This window comes from Alkalibacillus filiformis (assembly GCF_030814115.1).
Taxonomy (GTDB): Bacteria; Bacillota; Bacilli; order Bacillales; family Alkalibacillaceae; genus Alkalibacillus; species Alkalibacillus filiformis.
Genome location: NZ_JAUSUP010000004.1, coordinates 122,428 through 137,554 on the forward strand (window position 1 = coordinate 122,428; position 15,127 = coordinate 137,554).

At 37.7% G+C, this 15,127-nt stretch carries 18 protein-coding genes, 1 tRNA gene and 1 pseudogene; 12 read left to right on the forward strand and 8 right to left on the reverse strand.

Features of this window, described 5'->3' with window-relative positions; genetic code table 11:
* The first annotated feature begins 4 nt into the window (after positions 1 to 4).
* The 3 genes from J2R98_RS08685 (at position 5) to J2R98_RS08695 (ending at position 1,480) form a co-directional block, all read left to right on the forward strand.
* The gene (locus J2R98_RS08685) at positions 5 to 556 is read left to right on the forward strand and encodes a nucleoside/nucleotide kinase family protein (protein WP_307068071.1); all 552 of its coding nucleotides are present in this window, start codon (positions 5 to 7) and stop codon (positions 554 to 556) included.
* Entirely contained in the window at positions 553 to 987 is a 435-nt protein-coding gene (locus tag J2R98_RS08690; RefSeq protein WP_307068073.1) for a GNAT family N-acetyltransferase, read from the forward strand. The genes J2R98_RS08685 and J2R98_RS08690 overlap by 4 nt, the downstream gene beginning before the upstream one ends.
* 94 nt (positions 988 to 1,081) lie before the next feature.
* On the forward strand, positions 1,082 to 1,480 hold the full coding sequence (locus J2R98_RS08695; protein WP_307068238.1) for an HIT family protein: 399 nt from the start codon (positions 1,082 to 1,084) through the stop codon (positions 1,478 to 1,480).
* A 35-nt stretch (positions 1,481 to 1,515) separates the two neighbouring features.
* Here the strand turns inward: J2R98_RS08695 and J2R98_RS08700 are convergent, their stop codons facing one another.
* Together J2R98_RS08700 and J2R98_RS08705 are read right to left on the reverse strand one after the other, a co-directional pair.
* Complete coding sequence (locus J2R98_RS08700) at positions 1,516 to 2,052, reverse strand: histidine phosphatase family protein (RefSeq protein ID WP_307068076.1); 537 nt, start codon at positions 2,050 to 2,052, stop codon at positions 1,516 to 1,518.
* Positions 2,053 to 2,158: 106 nt separating this feature from the next.
* On the reverse strand, positions 2,159 to 2,659 hold the full coding sequence (locus tag J2R98_RS08705) for a GNAT family N-acetyltransferase (protein WP_307068078.1): 501 nt from the start codon (positions 2,657 to 2,659) through the stop codon (positions 2,159 to 2,161).
* A 125-nt stretch (positions 2,660 to 2,784) separates the two neighbouring features.
* Between J2R98_RS08705 and J2R98_RS08710 the strand changes: the two genes are divergently transcribed.
* A complete protein-coding gene (locus J2R98_RS08710) occupies positions 2,785 to 3,249 on the forward strand; it encodes an SRPBCC family protein (RefSeq protein WP_307068080.1) in 465 nt (154 codons plus the stop codon).
* A 23-nt stretch (positions 3,250 to 3,272) separates the two neighbouring features.
* On the opposite strand, the gene J2R98_RS08715 is transcribed toward J2R98_RS08710, so the two are convergent.
* A complete protein-coding gene (locus J2R98_RS08715) occupies positions 3,273 to 3,671 on the reverse strand; it encodes a secondary thiamine-phosphate synthase enzyme YjbQ (protein ID WP_307068083.1) in 399 nt (132 codons plus the stop codon).
* A gap of 34 nt (positions 3,672 to 3,705) precedes the next feature.
* Positions 3,706 to 4,758, reverse strand: coding sequence for a calcium/proton exchanger (gene cax, locus J2R98_RS08720; protein WP_307068085.1), 1,053 nt, complete (start codon positions 4,756 to 4,758; stop codon positions 3,706 to 3,708).
* Positions 4,759 to 4,897: 139 nt separating this feature from the next.
* On the opposite strand from cax, the gene J2R98_RS08725 reads away from it, so the two are divergent.
* The 3 genes from J2R98_RS08725 to J2R98_RS08735 all read left to right on the forward strand — a co-directional run bounded on the left by J2R98_RS08725 (position 4,898) and on the right by J2R98_RS08735 (position 7,514).
* Positions 4,898 to 6,373 (forward strand): amidase family protein, encoded by a 1,476-nt coding sequence (locus tag J2R98_RS08725; protein WP_307068087.1) that lies wholly within the window; start codon positions 4,898 to 4,900, stop codon positions 6,371 to 6,373.
* A 30-nt stretch (positions 6,374 to 6,403) separates the two neighbouring features.
* Complete coding sequence (locus J2R98_RS08730) at positions 6,404 to 6,610, forward strand: superinfection immunity protein (protein ID WP_307068089.1); 207 nt, start codon at positions 6,404 to 6,406, stop codon at positions 6,608 to 6,610.
* A gap of 151 nt (positions 6,611 to 6,761) precedes the next feature.
* Positions 6,762 to 7,514 carry a CAP domain-containing protein gene (locus tag J2R98_RS08735; RefSeq protein ID WP_307068091.1) on the forward strand — a complete coding sequence of 251 codons (753 nt, stop codon included), beginning with the start codon at positions 6,762 to 6,764 and terminating at the stop codon, positions 7,512 to 7,514.
* A 53-nt stretch (positions 7,515 to 7,567) separates the two neighbouring features.
* Here J2R98_RS08735 and J2R98_RS08740 read toward each other — a convergent pair whose 3' ends face one another.
* Both J2R98_RS08740 and J2R98_RS08745 read right to left on the reverse strand, forming a co-directional pair.
* Entirely contained in the window at positions 7,568 to 8,377 is an 810-nt protein-coding gene (locus J2R98_RS08740) for a LysM peptidoglycan-binding domain-containing protein (protein ID WP_307068093.1), read from the reverse strand.
* A 108-nt stretch (positions 8,378 to 8,485) separates the two neighbouring features.
* Entirely contained in the window at positions 8,486 to 8,830 is a 345-nt protein-coding gene (locus J2R98_RS08745) for a YckD family protein (RefSeq protein WP_307068095.1), read from the reverse strand.
* Between the two features lie 131 nt (positions 8,831 to 8,961).
* Between J2R98_RS08745 and J2R98_RS08750 the strand changes: the two genes are divergently transcribed.
* The 5 genes and pseudogenes from J2R98_RS08750 (at position 8,962) to J2R98_RS08765 (ending at position 12,604) form a co-directional block, all read left to right on the forward strand.
* On the forward strand, positions 8,962 to 9,096 hold the full coding sequence (locus J2R98_RS08750; protein WP_307068096.1) for a hypothetical protein: 135 nt from the start codon (positions 8,962 to 8,964) through the stop codon (positions 9,094 to 9,096).
* Between the two features lie 693 nt (positions 9,097 to 9,789).
* Positions 9,790 to 9,862, forward strand: a tRNA-Ala gene (locus J2R98_RS08755).
* 167 nt (positions 9,863 to 10,029) lie between these two features.
* Positions 10,030 to 11,376: an MFS transporter gene (locus J2R98_RS08760; protein ID WP_307068098.1), complete on the forward strand. Its 1,347-nt coding sequence runs from the start codon at positions 10,030 to 10,032 to the stop codon at positions 11,374 to 11,376.
* A 153-nt stretch (positions 11,377 to 11,529) separates the two neighbouring features.
* A pseudogene (locus J2R98_RS14525) lies at positions 11,530 to 11,787 on the forward strand (S-Ena type endospore appendage); the annotation flags it as partial.
* 94 nt (positions 11,788 to 11,881) lie between these two features.
* Positions 11,882 to 12,604 carry a CAP domain-containing protein gene (locus J2R98_RS08765; protein WP_307068100.1) on the forward strand — a complete coding sequence of 241 codons (723 nt, stop codon included), beginning with the start codon at positions 11,882 to 11,884 and terminating at the stop codon, positions 12,602 to 12,604.
* A 37-nt stretch (positions 12,605 to 12,641) separates the two neighbouring features.
* Here J2R98_RS08765 and J2R98_RS08770 read toward each other — a convergent pair whose 3' ends face one another.
* Positions 12,642 to 13,286 carry a hypothetical protein gene (locus tag J2R98_RS08770; protein WP_307068102.1) on the reverse strand — a complete coding sequence of 215 codons (645 nt, stop codon included), beginning with the start codon at positions 13,284 to 13,286 and terminating at the stop codon, positions 12,642 to 12,644.
* A gap of 106 nt (positions 13,287 to 13,392) precedes the next feature.
* Positions 13,393 to 15,066 (reverse strand): CocE/NonD family hydrolase, encoded by a 1,674-nt coding sequence (locus J2R98_RS08775; protein WP_307068104.1) that lies wholly within the window; start codon positions 15,064 to 15,066, stop codon positions 13,393 to 13,395.
* Positions 15,067 to 15,127: the final 61 nt, after the last annotated feature.

The following is a 15,127-nucleotide window of genomic DNA, read 5'->3' on the forward strand; positions in this document are numbered from 1 at the left end:
TAAGATGAACAAAAAGCCTTTTATTATATCTGTTGCCGCTGTCTCAGGTGGTGGTAAAACGACCATTACGAATCAATTGCTTGAGAATCTCCGCGAATCAGAAGCTTTACATTTTGATGACTATGATTTTGAAGGTGCTCCTAATGACTTTATTAAATGGGTTAATGACGGGGCCAATTATGATGTTTGGGATTTAACACCTTTAGTACATGATATCCAGACGGTCATTGAAACTGAACAATTTAAGTACATTCTATTAGATTATCCCTTTGCCTATTTGAATGAACAAATGAAAAACTATATTGACCTTGCTATTTTTATAGACACACCACTTGATGTGGCATTGGCAAGAAGAATTATTAGAGATTATGGTGAACGGACTGTTTCGGATGTCATGAGTGACTTGAATTTTTATTTAGAATATGGAAGAGGAGCCTATGTAGCGATGGAGGTTGTTAAGGAAAATTCTGACTTAATCGTCGATGGAACAGGTTCTTCAGAAGATGTCGTTAATGTCATCTTAGAGAAAATAGAAAGCAAGGTGAGTACCGTTTGAATCAGTTAACCTTTAAAGTTCTACAGTCAAAAGAAGAACTAGCCAAAGCATTTCCAATAATGAATCAATTAAGGACGCACTTAGATGAGCAGACATATTTTGATTTAGTAGAGGATGCACAGAAGAATGATCAATACCGAATGGCTGCTTTGTATGATCAAGGAGATATGGTAGCCGTTGTGGGATTTAAACCGATGATTACCCTTTATTACGGTCGGTTTGTTTGGGTGTGCGACTTAGTTACTGACACTAATAAGCGATCAAAAGGATATGGAGAAAAGTTACTAGAATATGTTCAAAGTTGGGCTAAGGAAAATGGCTACGCAAGTGTTGCTCTGTCTTCTGGGTTAAGTCGTACAGACGCGCACCGGTTTTATGAAGAGAAGATGGATTACGATAAATTAAGTTATGTGTTTAAAAGAGATTTATAACCTACTTTATCGCAAGCTTTATTTTGTCATAGATTCATAGTCTTCTTTTAAAATAATAGAACTTATTAGATAGAAAGGGAGAGATATTATGCACATAGAAAATTGTACTTTATGCAACCCTGACTTAGAACCCAACCAACAAGTCGTCTTCTCTAATGATCATTGTATGTTTTTGCAATTAAATCAAGCAAAAGAAAGAGGAGTCCAATTAGAAGGGGCAGGACTCATTGTACCGCGAAACCATCGAGAAACTGTTTTTGATTTAACACGTGAAGAATGGGAAGCGACATATGAATTGTTACATAAGGTTAAAGAGCACATTGATCAGCACCACCATCCACAAGGTTACAATATAGGGTGGAATTGTGGGGGAGTTGGTGGTCAGCATATTTTTCATGCTCATATGCATATCCTTCCGCGTTATGAAAACGAGCCACTTTCAGGTAAAGGCATTCGATATATGTTTAAAGGTGATGGAAATAAACGCATATAAAAAAAGAGAGGGAATGAACCCTCTCTTCAGGTAAGTTACGGTATCCAAATTCTGTTCACTGTTGTTCGTTTTCCATCAAGTGTTAACAAATGGACGTCAGGGTTTGTTAACCTGTGGAAACGAGAGCCGGAATCATAGTGATCTAATATTAAGGGAATGACACCACCATGGGAGATGATCACGGTGTTCTCTTCGTCACGGCTTTCGATATCTTGAATAGCTTGAACGGCTCGAGTCCTTTTATCTTTTGATGAAATCCGATCGATTGCATTTAGATTAGCTAGTGGAAATTGACTTTCCAACTGATCCATCCATGAAGATAAAAGTTGTTTACTCATTAGACGTTCAGCAATTCGCCTGTCGATCTCGATGGGCATATTATGCTCCTTCGCATAAGGTTCAATCGTTCCTACTGCTCGAATATATGGACTAGAAACGATTCGATCGACTTGATAGTCTTTAAAGAATTCAACCAGTTCACGCGCTTGCATTTCACCTAATGTTGTTAATTGTGCCTGCGGTTCTTGACCTTCAGCTTTGCAATGTCTAACGATGTATATATTTTTAGTCATGAAAATCACCTCGGGTCCTAGTACGTGTTTTGCTACTTCTAGTATTAACTTATTAAATCTATTAAGTATTGTTCAATTGTTTCGCCCGTTTTCTATTAAAAAGTTATTAAATTTCCGTCCATTTATAGATTAATAAGTCTAATTCTTTACCTTGAATAGTTATCGAACTCGTTTCGTTATGAACGGCTTCAAACGCCTCGTAGAAAAACTTCGACTCATTACTTTTTAACACTTCTACGAAAATGGTATGATAACCAACTTTTCTAAAATAGGCGAACATTTCTTTCATTAGCTGTGTACCAACACCTTGCCCTTGAAATTCTTCAAGGATATAAATAGATGTTAAATCACCAGAATCCTCATGTTCATTTGTTACCCGCTTGCCCCCACTAGCAAAACCTACAATTTGACCTGTTTCGTCTTCAGCTACGATAATATATTGGTCTTGAGCTGAAATGTTATTAATCCAAAGTTTTTCTCTTTTTTCATAAGTCATGTTATTTAAGTACTCATCTGGTACAATCCCTTTATAAGTAGATCTCCAACTATCGACATGAACTTTGCCAATTCCACTTGCATCTGAAATATTCGCTTCACGTATTTTCATCATATCCCACCTTTATAAGTACTATTCGTGATGAAAGTTATGAACCCTTTTTAGCGCTTAAAAAGTTTGTTGATTATTTAGTAAGTGTGTCAAAATAAAAGTAGCAAAGTAAAAGGTGTGGTGACATGATAACGTGGAAGGAAAAAAGAAGAATTCCTACTAATATTGAAAATGTGTGGAAGTTATTTCAGCCTGATCAATTGCAACGTATTATGCCAAAAGTCGTTGAACATGAGTTGATTAAAGGGAATGTAGGTGAGGTTGGCTCTAAGTATAGGCAGTCTTATCAAGAAGGAAAACGTGTGGAAACTTATATAGTTGAAACATTAGCTTATGAAGACGAAGAAGACTATAAACATTTAAGTGTCACATTTAATATTGGTAAAGCTTTCAATGTTGAAACTACTTACACCATCATATCTAAGGGAAGTAATGAATCGTTATTGACGTATGAAGGGGCTAATCGAGGGACGAACTGGTTTGGGAAGTTGTTTATGAAACTTGCGCCTACTAGTAAAAACGATCAAGTCGTCCAAGAGTTTTTAGACAGAGTCGTTGAGGAAGCTGAAAAAGAACAAGCAGGCTCCTGAGGTCATCTCAAGAGCCTGCTTGTTTATTGAATAACTTTCGCTACAAATTTACGCTGTCTCGGTCCATCGAATTCGCAAAAATATAATCCCTGCCAAGTACCGAGGGCAAGTTTTCCATTTTCAATGATTAACGTTTGTGAATGACCAACAGTACTTGTTTTCATATGAGCTGCTGTGTTGCCTTCCATATGACGATCTTGCGGGTCATCCCATGGGTAAGCCTCGCGAAAACGTCTAAGCATATCTGTTTTAACATCAGGATCAGCATTTTCATTAACAGTAAAACCGGCTGTCGTGTGCAAAGAAGAGACGACGATGATGCCTTCTTTGATGCCTTCTTCACGAATCCAACTTTCAACTTCATTTGTTACATCAATCATTTGATCATGGTGACTCGTTTTTAAATGAAATGTTTTCAACATGAACATCTCTCCCTCATAAAAGCTTTTCTTCATCTTAAATAAAGTAAAAACCGATTGCAATAATGATGTACGCACACATCAGTGTTAAACCTTTAAACCAGTTCGTATCACCATCATTAATAATAAAAGCTGCTAAGAAGACTGAGAGTAGCATCGAGATTAAAGCTTCTGTTGGGAAGACAAGTGGCATCGGTGTTGCGAACATAAAGGATAACAATACTAAAATCGGTGTAACGAACATTGCAATTTGTAATGTCGACCCGACTGCAATCTCAACAGATACATTAATTTTATTTTGTAATGCCATATAAATGGCGGCGATGTTTTCAGCGAAGTTGCCAATGATCGCAACGATGATAATCCCGATAAACACTTCACTCCACCCGAAAGATTCTGCCACATCTTCAAACGTATCAACTAACTGGTCACTAACAAGCGCAACGGTGATCGCAGATGCTGCCAATATAATAATCGACTTCCATTTGCCCCATTCAGGTGTTTCTTGTTCTTGTTCTGAGTCTTCCTTTTCAGCATAAACCCCTCTATGAGTCACGAGCCTAAAAAATAATGCAGAAAAATATAAGAGCAGCATGATGATCGCAATCCCACCACTTAGCCACAGTATTTCATCATCACTAATCTTTCCTGAGAAAATAAAAGGGAAAACGAATGAAACGACAACGGAAAACATGAGTAAACCGATGTTGTGTCTTGCATCATAAATGTTAAATTGTTGGCGTTTATATTTGATGCCGCCTATAAAAAAAGACGTTCCCGCAACAAGTAATAAGTTACTAATAACTGCACCAGTTAAAGAGGCTAAAACAATATGTAAATAACCCGCCATTAATGCAAATATAGAGATGGTTAACTCAACAGCGTTACCAAACGTCACGCTTAAAAGTCCGCCAATTCGCGGTCCAGCAATGACTGATAAACTGTCGGTTGAACGTCCGATGTAAGATGCTAATCCTAAAATGGTTATACTGTATACGCCGAACATCCAAGTTGGGTCCCAGCCAAGTATAGATCCAGCTGCTGATGATGGAACGCCGATTAAAACGATGATGAAAAATATTTTGTTCATAGAGTTCACCCTTCACCTGGTCTCTCTTATAGACTTGGCGTTTTTGAGAAAATCATACAGAACATAGGATGAATCGATAGCATTTTAGTTTATTATTTGATTAAATGAATAAAATAGAAAATTTAAAGAGGTGTTAATAGTGACAGATCCAAAACTATCTCATTTATTTCAAAAAATTAATGAGTCTTCAATTGATCAAATACAAGAGATGCTTTCAAAGAGTGAGTTAACATCACGTGAGCTTGTACTCATGTATTTTGACCGAATTGCCAAGCATGACCAATCTGGTGAAAACATTAACGCAATGGCAGAACTTAACCCAGATGCTTTACATATTGCAGCATCATTAGATGAAGAACGATTAAGTAAGGGTATTAGAGGGCCACTTCACGGGATCCCGGTCGTTGTAAAGGATAATATCGATACAGGAGACAAAATGCACACAACAGCTGGTTCGCTCGCATTGCAAGATCATGTGGCAAAAAACGATGCTTTTCTTGTGAAGCAATTACGTCAAGCAGGTGCCATCATTTTAGGTAAAGCTAATTTAACTGAATGGGCGAACTTTATGACTGTTGGAATGCCAAATGGTTATAGTTCAAGAGGTGGACAAGTGTTGAATCCTTATGGCCCAGGACAATTGGATACGGGTGGTTCAAGTGCTGGCTCTGCTGCAGCAGTGGCTGCTAATTTTGTGACGGGTGCGATTGGAACTGAAACGTCTGGATCAGTTTTAAGCCCTTCTAGTCAGCATGCATTGGTTGGCATCAAGCCAACAGTTGGAACAGTTAGTCGAAGTGGTATTATTCCTATCTCACATACTCAAGATACGGCAGGGCCGATAGCTAAGTCTGTCACAGATGCAGTTTATATTTTTCAATCAATTATCGGAAGAGATGTAAATGATGAAGCTACTGGTAGTGCAAAACAATTAAGCCAAATTGATTTAACGCGTTCACTTAATATAAATGGGCTGAAAGGAAAACGCATCGGAATTGCGAGAGATCATTACTTTGAATCCATAAGTGAAGAGAAACAACAAATTATGGATAAGGCCATCAATCAGTTAAGGGCGAGTGGAGTTGAGGTAGTTGATCACGTTGAAATTCCAACGACTAAACACAACTGGGGATTAGGCGTAATGATTCATGAATTTAAAAATGGGTTGAACCATTATTTGAAAACTGTTTCGAATGATTTACCTGTTCAATCATTTGATGATATTGTTCAGTACAATCTTAAACATAAAGACGAAATGTTAAAATATGGTCAGAAGTGGTTTGATGAAGCGTCTAAAACGTCTGGACTTTTAACGGAACCAGATTATTTAAATGAGTTATTGGAAGATCAGTACTTAACTAAGGAAGAAGGTATTGATTTTACACTGGATCAATATAAGCTTGATGCCATTGTCACGCCTAATAATGTAGGGGCAGCTATTCCTGCTAAAGCAGGTTATCCGTCCATTACTGTTCCAGCTGGTTTTACGAATGAAGGGGAACCTGTTGGTATTACTTTTACAGGAACGGCCTTTTCAGAGCCGCAATTAATTGAAATCGCATATAGTTATGAACAAGCATCACAAGAGAGAAGAGAACCCAGGTTAGAACCGTAGTATTGAAATGATGTGCTAAGGGGGGATTCGATGGACATCTTCGCTTTATACTTAGTCATAGCTATTTTTTCTGCATTCGTTTTGTTGCTCTACTTTACACCAACATTGATGGCCATTAAGCATCGACATCAATACAAGACGTGGATTATGACTTTAAACTTAATAGTAGGATGGACGTTACTAGGTTGGTTATTTGTTTTAATATGGTCAACACGGAGGCAGCACTACTTGGATTAAATTAACAAAGTGATGAAACCTTTTGGGGCAGAAGAGGTTTGGCTTTTTGCGTCGTTTGTAATTAATTAGTAATGTAAATGTAATTGAGGTTAAAGAAAGTTCCAACCATAATGTGAGTCGGGGGTCAATAACATAGGAGGGTAATTCAAATATGTTTAGACCAGTATTATTAACATTAGCAGCCATCGTTGTATCTGCAGTGCTAGTTGTTGGACCAGTACAAGCAGATGAAAGTTCAAGTCCTTACGAAATCACTTATGAAGTTAAAAGTCAAAGTAATCAACAATCTCTAGGGTTTAATATTCAAGAGATTAATAGCTTCTTTGATCAATTAGAGTGGGACTTTAACTGGAATCAACAACCGACAGAGCAAGAGGAAGTGAATGAACCGGCAGAACCGGTAGAGGAGCCACAAGAACCTCAAGAACCAACAGAGGATGCTAATGAACCAGAACAAGAAACAGAAAATAACGAATCAAATCAAGAAGAAAGTACAAATGATGATTCGTCAAATAATGATGTTCATGAATTTGAACAACAAGTTGTAAACCTAGTGAATGAAGAGAGAGAACAAAGAGGTTTACAACCGTTAGAATTATCAGGAGAATTAAGTGATGTTGCTCGTGCGAAGTCACAAGATATGGCTGACCAAAACTACTTCAGTCACCAATCACCGACTTATGGCTCTCCATTTGACATGATGGACCATTATGGTGTTGATTATCGCACAGCAGGTGAAAACATTGCGATGGGTCAACGTTCACCTGAGGAAGTCATGCAAGGGTGGATGAACAGCGATGGTCACCGTGAGAACATTTTAAGTGATCAATTTACACACATTGGTGTTGGCTATGTTGAAGGAAATGGTTCAACGTATTGGACACAAATGTTTAAAGCACAATAAGCTCTGTATATAGAAAGAAAAGGCAGCCATGCATTTGGCTGCCTTTTTCTGTGTTAATAGTTAAACCATACTCTCACTTGAACTAAATCTTGAATGGATCCGTCTTGGGCGCTACGTGAGTACACTTGTAATTCACCTAAAGGACTAGTGGGCTCTCTGTCGAATTCGATTTGATCTAGAAATGGACTATATGAAGGTGCCCCATATCTAGTAGTTGTAAAGGCTTCCTCGGTTACAATGGTATTATTCGCATCAACGAGACGGTATAATACATTTCCTTCAAAAGTTCGGGCGAATCCTTCTAGAGTAGCACCATCATGAATTTCCGTTCCAGGAAGAGGGAGTAGCACGACAATATTTTCGGAGTTTGGCAATGGAATGATGATTTGTATCCCTTCATAAATAACATCTTCAGAAATGGCCGGTCGATTGAGATTTGATCGTAAAATAGTTTCAATTGGTACACCAGTTCTTTGAGATATGTTAGCTAGTGTATCGCCACGTTCTACTTCATAGATGAATGAAGGTAAAAGAATCTGCTGATTAGCATCCAAATAATCAGGGTTGTGTATCGTGCGGTTTATCCCACTTAATAGTTCGGGTTCAACATTAAAACGGTTTGCTAATTGTCCAATCGTGTCTCCATATTGCACTACGTAATAGTTTTCAATTTCAGTAGCTATGGTCTTTGGTATAACAAGTACTTGACCAGGTTCTAGCATATACAATTCATTGAATGGTGGGTATAGCCCATTAGCTTCGACTATAGCATCAATTTCACTTTCGTATCGTTGAGCCAAATAATAAACTGAATCACCAGGTCGTACAGTATGTATAATATGTGTCCCTCGCCTAATGGTCATAAAATCACTCCTTATCTCATGACCATTTTATGTTTTGCTCAAAGCGAGTATGAGTGATGCTAGAAACTAAATACCACCAAAGCTTTAAGCCTTGGTGGTGTGTAATGATTAGGAGTTGTTGTCATCCTTCTTTTTCTTATGATGGTTGTGGTCCATCTTTGGAATGAAGTCGTTTTCTTTTAGCTTTTCAAAGCGTTCGTCCAAATAAGACTTCATTTTGTCGCCTTTTTCTTCAGTGAACACCCCATACTCTACATACTTCTCAATAATGACTTTATGTTGTTCAAAAGCATTGTGGTGTAGAGCCTCAATCTCTGCTTTCTGTTCTTCAGTTAGTTCAACATCTTCGTTGACTTCAAACTCTTCTGCACCTACTTGTGTTGTCAGTAGTCCAACTGTTGCTAGAAGTACAACGAGTGCTGAACCAATTAGAAGGTTAATCTTTTTTGTCATAATCATCACCTCATTGAAATTTTTGTCATATATTAACGTGTGCTACTTTTGAAAATTAATACTCGTTATATGACAAGCCTTCTGTTACATATTTTTTAAGAAGGGTATGAGAAGTATATGGGAGGGTTCATATGCTTAAAGATATCGATTGGTCTTTAGTATCATTCGTAGGTGTTACGATGGTTAAGGAATATTGGATTTATTATCGCTTACCTCATGTTCAATATTGGAGTATGCAGCCTGGTGAAGAAGAGAAGAGTGACTAAAGTGCCCCTTTAGATTAAAAAAATAATTATGATATAATGTCTTCGTAATTATTTTGAAAAGGGGCATTAGCTCAGTTGGGAGAGCACTTCGCTGGCAGTGAAGAGAAACGTATGGGGGTAGTGACGAGTATCAGATAAGGTCACAAAACAAGAAATAGACGAACAAAACAAGCCCAAGCAATGTTTAGCCCTTGCGCTCATGCAAGCATCTGGGTTTGCACTTACCATTGTTTAATCTGGGATCGTGCATTTCGAGGGTATGGAGCTGCGGCTTGTGGAGTAATTTGCGGTTATGCTTTCACCTATGGATGCAATGCTTGAAATAATAAAGTGAGGGGATTCTATTTTTAAACGTTACTTCTGGTTGCTAAATGCTGTTCTTGCTGGCTTAGTTGTGGGGTATGGTTTATTTATGACAATAAATGAAGGAAATACTAAGCTGGGAATAGTTGTTTTACTACTAGGCATCTCACATACAATTGTTAGCATTATGGGTTGTAAGAAGTATGGCGTGAAGGGTTTTTTGTTTGAGAACAAAAATTAAAGTCGTTCTTCGGTATACAGCTCTTGTGTTTAAGTACTGCACCCCAAAAGTTAGAGCGAAAATCTAACTCTTAGGGTGTCAAAATCACTTTCTGCTCCTACATTAGCAAATGCTTGTAATGCTAATTGTCGAGTTAATAATTGAAACACGGGGCATTAGCTCAGTTGGGAGAGCGTCGTGCTGGCAGCGCGAAGGTCGTCGGTTCGAGCCCGACATGCTCCATTTTAATGAATGCTGAACTTGGTCGGTTAGATCAAATTCAGCGTTTTTATTTTAATTTATTGCATCGTGTCGAAATTTAAACCAATCCATTCACTCATCACTTAATAACTATGTTAGTATATATTTAATAGTTAGAATTTTTAGATAAAAGAGACGGGGTGAAAGTAGTGAGTGAAGAGGGAGTAAAAAATGATCAAGCTTTAGAACAGCCACCTAAAAAAGAAATGTGGGCTTGGGGTGTTGGTAGTTTTGGAACGTTTACGATTTGGACATTGATTGGTTCTTTTTTAACGTATTATTATACAGATGTAGCAGGATTAGCTGCGGGTGCAGTTGGGACGTTAATGTTAGTAGCTAGATTAATGGATGGTGTAACGGATTTAGGGATGGGTTCTTTTGTTGATAAGACAAGGTCTAAACATGGAAGTGCCAGGCCATGGCTGCTATGGATGGGTGTGCCATTAGGTGTTGCTACTGTTCTTTTGTTCTCTGTACCTGATTTAGGGGATACAGGTAAACTCGTTTATGCTTACGTGACTTATATTTTATTTATATTAGTTTATACATCTGTTACCATCCCTCATAAAACCTTAATGGGAGTTATGACACAAGATCAACACAGTCGTTCGTTAATAAACATTTACGCTCAAATATTAATCTTATCAGGGACGTTGTTAACGATGGTTATTTCTGAGCCATTAGCACAGGTCGTTGGGTGGACAGTAGTTGCTTCAATTTATGGTGTGATTGTCGTCATAGCTTTGCTCATTACGTTTAAAAGTGTTAAGGAACGTACCGAGTTATCAACGTTAAGTGGTGAAGATGGAGTAGCAGCAAAAGAAGGTTTTAAAGCGTTGTTGAAAAATAAATATTGGATCATCGTTACATTATTTTGCGTCGTTTCTTACGCCATAATGGCCTTAATCCAAGGAGCAGGTATTTATTATGCGAGCTGGATTATTGGAGATAGCACTGTGTTTTCGTTTATTGGTGCAGCGTTGATCTTGCCGATGATATTAGGTTTATTCTTCTTAGGGCCTTTAGTTAAGAAATATGGTAAGAAAAATATTATTATTGTTGGTTCTTCGATTTCAATTATAGGGCAATTAGTTAGAATGATTGAACCAGAGAACTTAACGATCTTTTTAATCGGAACAGCGATTGTTGGGATCGGTTATATGCCGACTATTGCTTTTGTTTTCGCGTTAACGAATGAAACGATTGAGTATGGTCAATATAAAACAGGCATTCGTTCGCCAGGTATTATTAATAGTGGCACGAGCTTTGGTATGAAGGTAGGAACGGGTGTGGGAATGGCATTGATTGGTTGGTTATTAGGAATGAGTGGTTATATTGGAACTGCAGATGCTCAACCACAAATTGCTCTAAATATGATTATTACCTTAAATATTTATATCCCACTCGTATTGGCGATTGTTCAAATAGTTTTAATGTTATTTTATCGCCTAGATCGTGAGTATCCTAAAGTTGTGGAGGAATTGAAAAGGAAGTAGAGGTTAACAATGAGTGTTATTAGAAGCGGCCCTTAATCGAGGGTCGTTTTTTGTGGTATTTCGCAGGACTCGTTATATTAACCGTTACAATTACAGAATTGGTTGGATTGTTGGAGGGAATAGAACTCAGTTGAACAATTAGGTGACACGGTAACAGTCAATTATATTAGTGGGTGTGCGAATAATTTAGTAGTCATAGTAACAAAATCAGATGAGCAAAAGCATAGCTTTACAATCTCAGCACCTGTTGGTCCGCCTGTTACGAATCAGACAGGTAATGCTGTTAGTAAAACGTTTGCTAGTATTGAAAGGGTTGAAGTAGTTTGTCAGGATGAGAGTCCAAGTGGCTCTTGTTATGGTAAGTATTGTATTGATGGGAATTATTTAAGGGTGTGGGGTTCATTTGACTAAAGGATGACCTAAATTTTACTAGTGGTTTACGAAGTCAATTTTTTGTTCATTATGGTAGTATCCGTACTATAATAAAAGTAATAGAAGTTTCATCATGGAAGGAACGAGCGATATGATCAAAGCGTTAATGCTAGTGGCGATTATTTTTGGTGCATTGTATTTATTTCCTGTTGGAGATTTTGTTAGTCAAGAGAATGATGAAGAGCAAGTAGGAGAAGGTATTTCATTAGAAGATGTCGTCGATGACTTTAAACATAGAGTGGGTGAGGTCGACGTTCAACAAATGATCGGTTCGGTTGTTGAAACGTTTGATCACATTGCCGTTACACTCTCGCAAATAAGTCAAGGTGATCGTGAAGCCTCACCTGTATTTAATCCGAGTCAACTTGATGACTACCAACCGGAAAGTCAAGTTGATACAGAAGATTTCACACCACAAGATTTTGAAAAAGAAGTGCTCGCTTTAGTTAATGAAGAGCGTGAAAAAGAAGGCCTTGAACCTGTAGAGTTTTCAGAAGAGGCTAGTGTCGTTGCGCGTGAGAAATCACGTGATATGGCGATTAACAACTACTTTGATCACCAATCACCCACTTATGGCTCTCCTTTTGAAATGATGGATGAATTCGGTCTGCATTATATGGCAGCAGGTGAAAACATTGCGATGGGCCAACGTTCACCAGAACAAGTCATGGATGGTTGGATGAACAGTGAAGGTCATCGAGCTAATATATTAAGCGATTCATTCACTCATCTTGGCGTTGGTTATGTCCAAGATGGGCACCAAACGTATTGGACGCAAATGTTTATAGGTAAATAAAAAAGAGATACGAGTATATGTATCTCTTTTTTGTTTGTTATTCATTAGGCGGGAGTTTATAAGTTACATTCCCATTTTCATCAAGGAATTCAATTTTAGGAATATCGTTCTCGTCAACGACCATTCTGATGCGTTGGTTCCCTTTGCTGTCCATTAATTTAACTGAAACATCGCCTTTTGTACTTTTCCCCATTTGGGCACGTGGGACATTACCTTCAAAAAGTTGTTTAGTAGCTTCATCTTTTTCATCATCAGAAAGGTTGGAGTTTTTAATTTCTTCTTGTTTTTCAATTGTTTCTTTTAGACTTTGTTCTGGGCGATCATATACAGAAAAGCCGTAATTTCGTTCACCATTGTTGTCGACATAACTCATTTGGACAACTTGATCTTGTTTATATTGGTCAAAAGTCAATGATGCGCCAGCTTCGTAACTACCATCTTCTTTAATTTCATTCCCATAAATTAAACCACCACATTCATCACCTTCTGAGTTGTAAAACATTAATCCAGAGATAGGATCATTTTGTCTATGGCCTGGTATAAAATCAACACCATCCATAATAGCCGGTGGAATGTTGTCTTGATTGAATAAAGAAAGCTTTACTTTTCCATTTTTGTCGACAATATTTAATTGTTCGGCCTCGATCTTTTTGAACTTGTTTGGTTCTTCATTTTGAGACATTTTACTTCCCCCCTAAAGTTAGATTATATGTCAAGTTTAACATAATTATCCAATTAAAAAAGGTGGAATGAAAAACACCCGAGAATTCGAGTGTATCTCTTAATCGCTATGAATTAATGACAGGTAATAGGATGTGTGAAGGGTACCGGTCACTATGGTGAATTTCTTGATTTGCGATCGTCATTTCTGTAGTATCTTTCAAGCTGTACCCAGTATTTGGATTAACATCATACATTGGGAAATTACTAGATGAGATTTGAATTCGAATTCGGTGACCTTTTAAAAACTCAATACTCGTTGCCCAAAGATCAATTTCGAATAAAGTAACTTCTCCAGGTTTGAAATTAGGGTGTTGGTGTTTGGCTCTTACAATACCTTCAGTCACATTAATTGAAGTTCCATCAGGTTGTACGTCAGTTAGTTTAACAGTAAAGTCTGTATTAACTGCGTCAGAACTAGCGTAAATATAGGCTTTTATAGGACCTGTTACTTCAACTGGCTGTTTGAGTGGTTCTGTTGTATAGATTAGAACATCATCTCTAGATTCTACATCATGTTGATCTAGTGGACCGGTATTGGTACCGTGCATGAATAAAGATGGCCCTCCTTTGGTTGGAACGGGATGGTTAGGATCATATTTGAATTGTTTGTAACTTCTATCTTCAACAGGTTTATTAAAAGAAAGGTTGTTATCCTTTTGTAAATATAATGGTGTGTAATTCATTCTTGTTAATGGCCACTCGTACTCAGAACGCCATTTATTGCTTCCCATTACAAATAGTTGAATAGGTGCATCTTCAATTACATCAGAACTTCTTCCTTTCAACCAGTAATCAAACCATTTGATGTGCAATGAGGTTACATCATCTTTTCCGTCGATGTCATCACCGGAACTGTGCAAACCAAAATATCTGTCGCCAAAGTACGGTGAAAATACACCGTGTCCCCAAGGGCCGATCATCAATTTTTGGTTAGAGTTATTTTGAACGGTTTCAGTATAGTTATTAATGGTTGCATTTAGAAAACAATCGTACCAACCAGCCATGTGAAATCCTGGTGTTTGAATTTTAGTGATGTCTATTAAAGTGTCGCTAATTAAATTATTGTTAATATAGTCTGTATAGAGTTGTTGGATTGACTCATGCTTCATCATAGGTGGCCACTCAGCATATGGGGTATAAGCATGCCAATCAAAAATATGATCTAAGTCTTCGATCAATTGTTTTTCTGTATGTTTATATTGTTCTGCAGTTTGTTTCTTTTTTAAGTAATCTGGTGCAACGGAATCTAACATCCACGTCTGTAATTTAGCTAACTCTACAGCACCCTGTCGTTCTGAAAATTTTTCAGCAATGTTATGTCCTGTAAAAGCAGGGAAGATTGCTTTTAGTGACGGTGGTTGACTCATTGCTGCAAACATTTGAGTAAACCCGTAGTAAGATAAGCCAAATAAACCAACTTGACCATTGCTGAAATCTAAAGATGCTGCCCACTCGACGCTATCATATCCATCATTAAATTCTTGATTAAAAGGTTGAAATTCTCCTTCTGAAGCGAAGCGGCCACGAACATCTTGTATGATGACAACATAGCCTTGTTCTACTAATCGAATCGGGTCAATGTAACGGTGCGAGAAGTTTGGTAAGTTTTTATTATAAGGCAAACGACTAAGTAAGGTTGGGAACATTCCAGGTTGATTGGGACGATATACATTGGCGTATAGTGTTACACCATCTCTTAACGTACAAGGTACATCTTTTTCAATGATGATTTGTGACATACATAACAAACCTTTCTTAAGTTACTTATAGAAAAGGCCTGCCTTTAAGCAGGCAGACCTT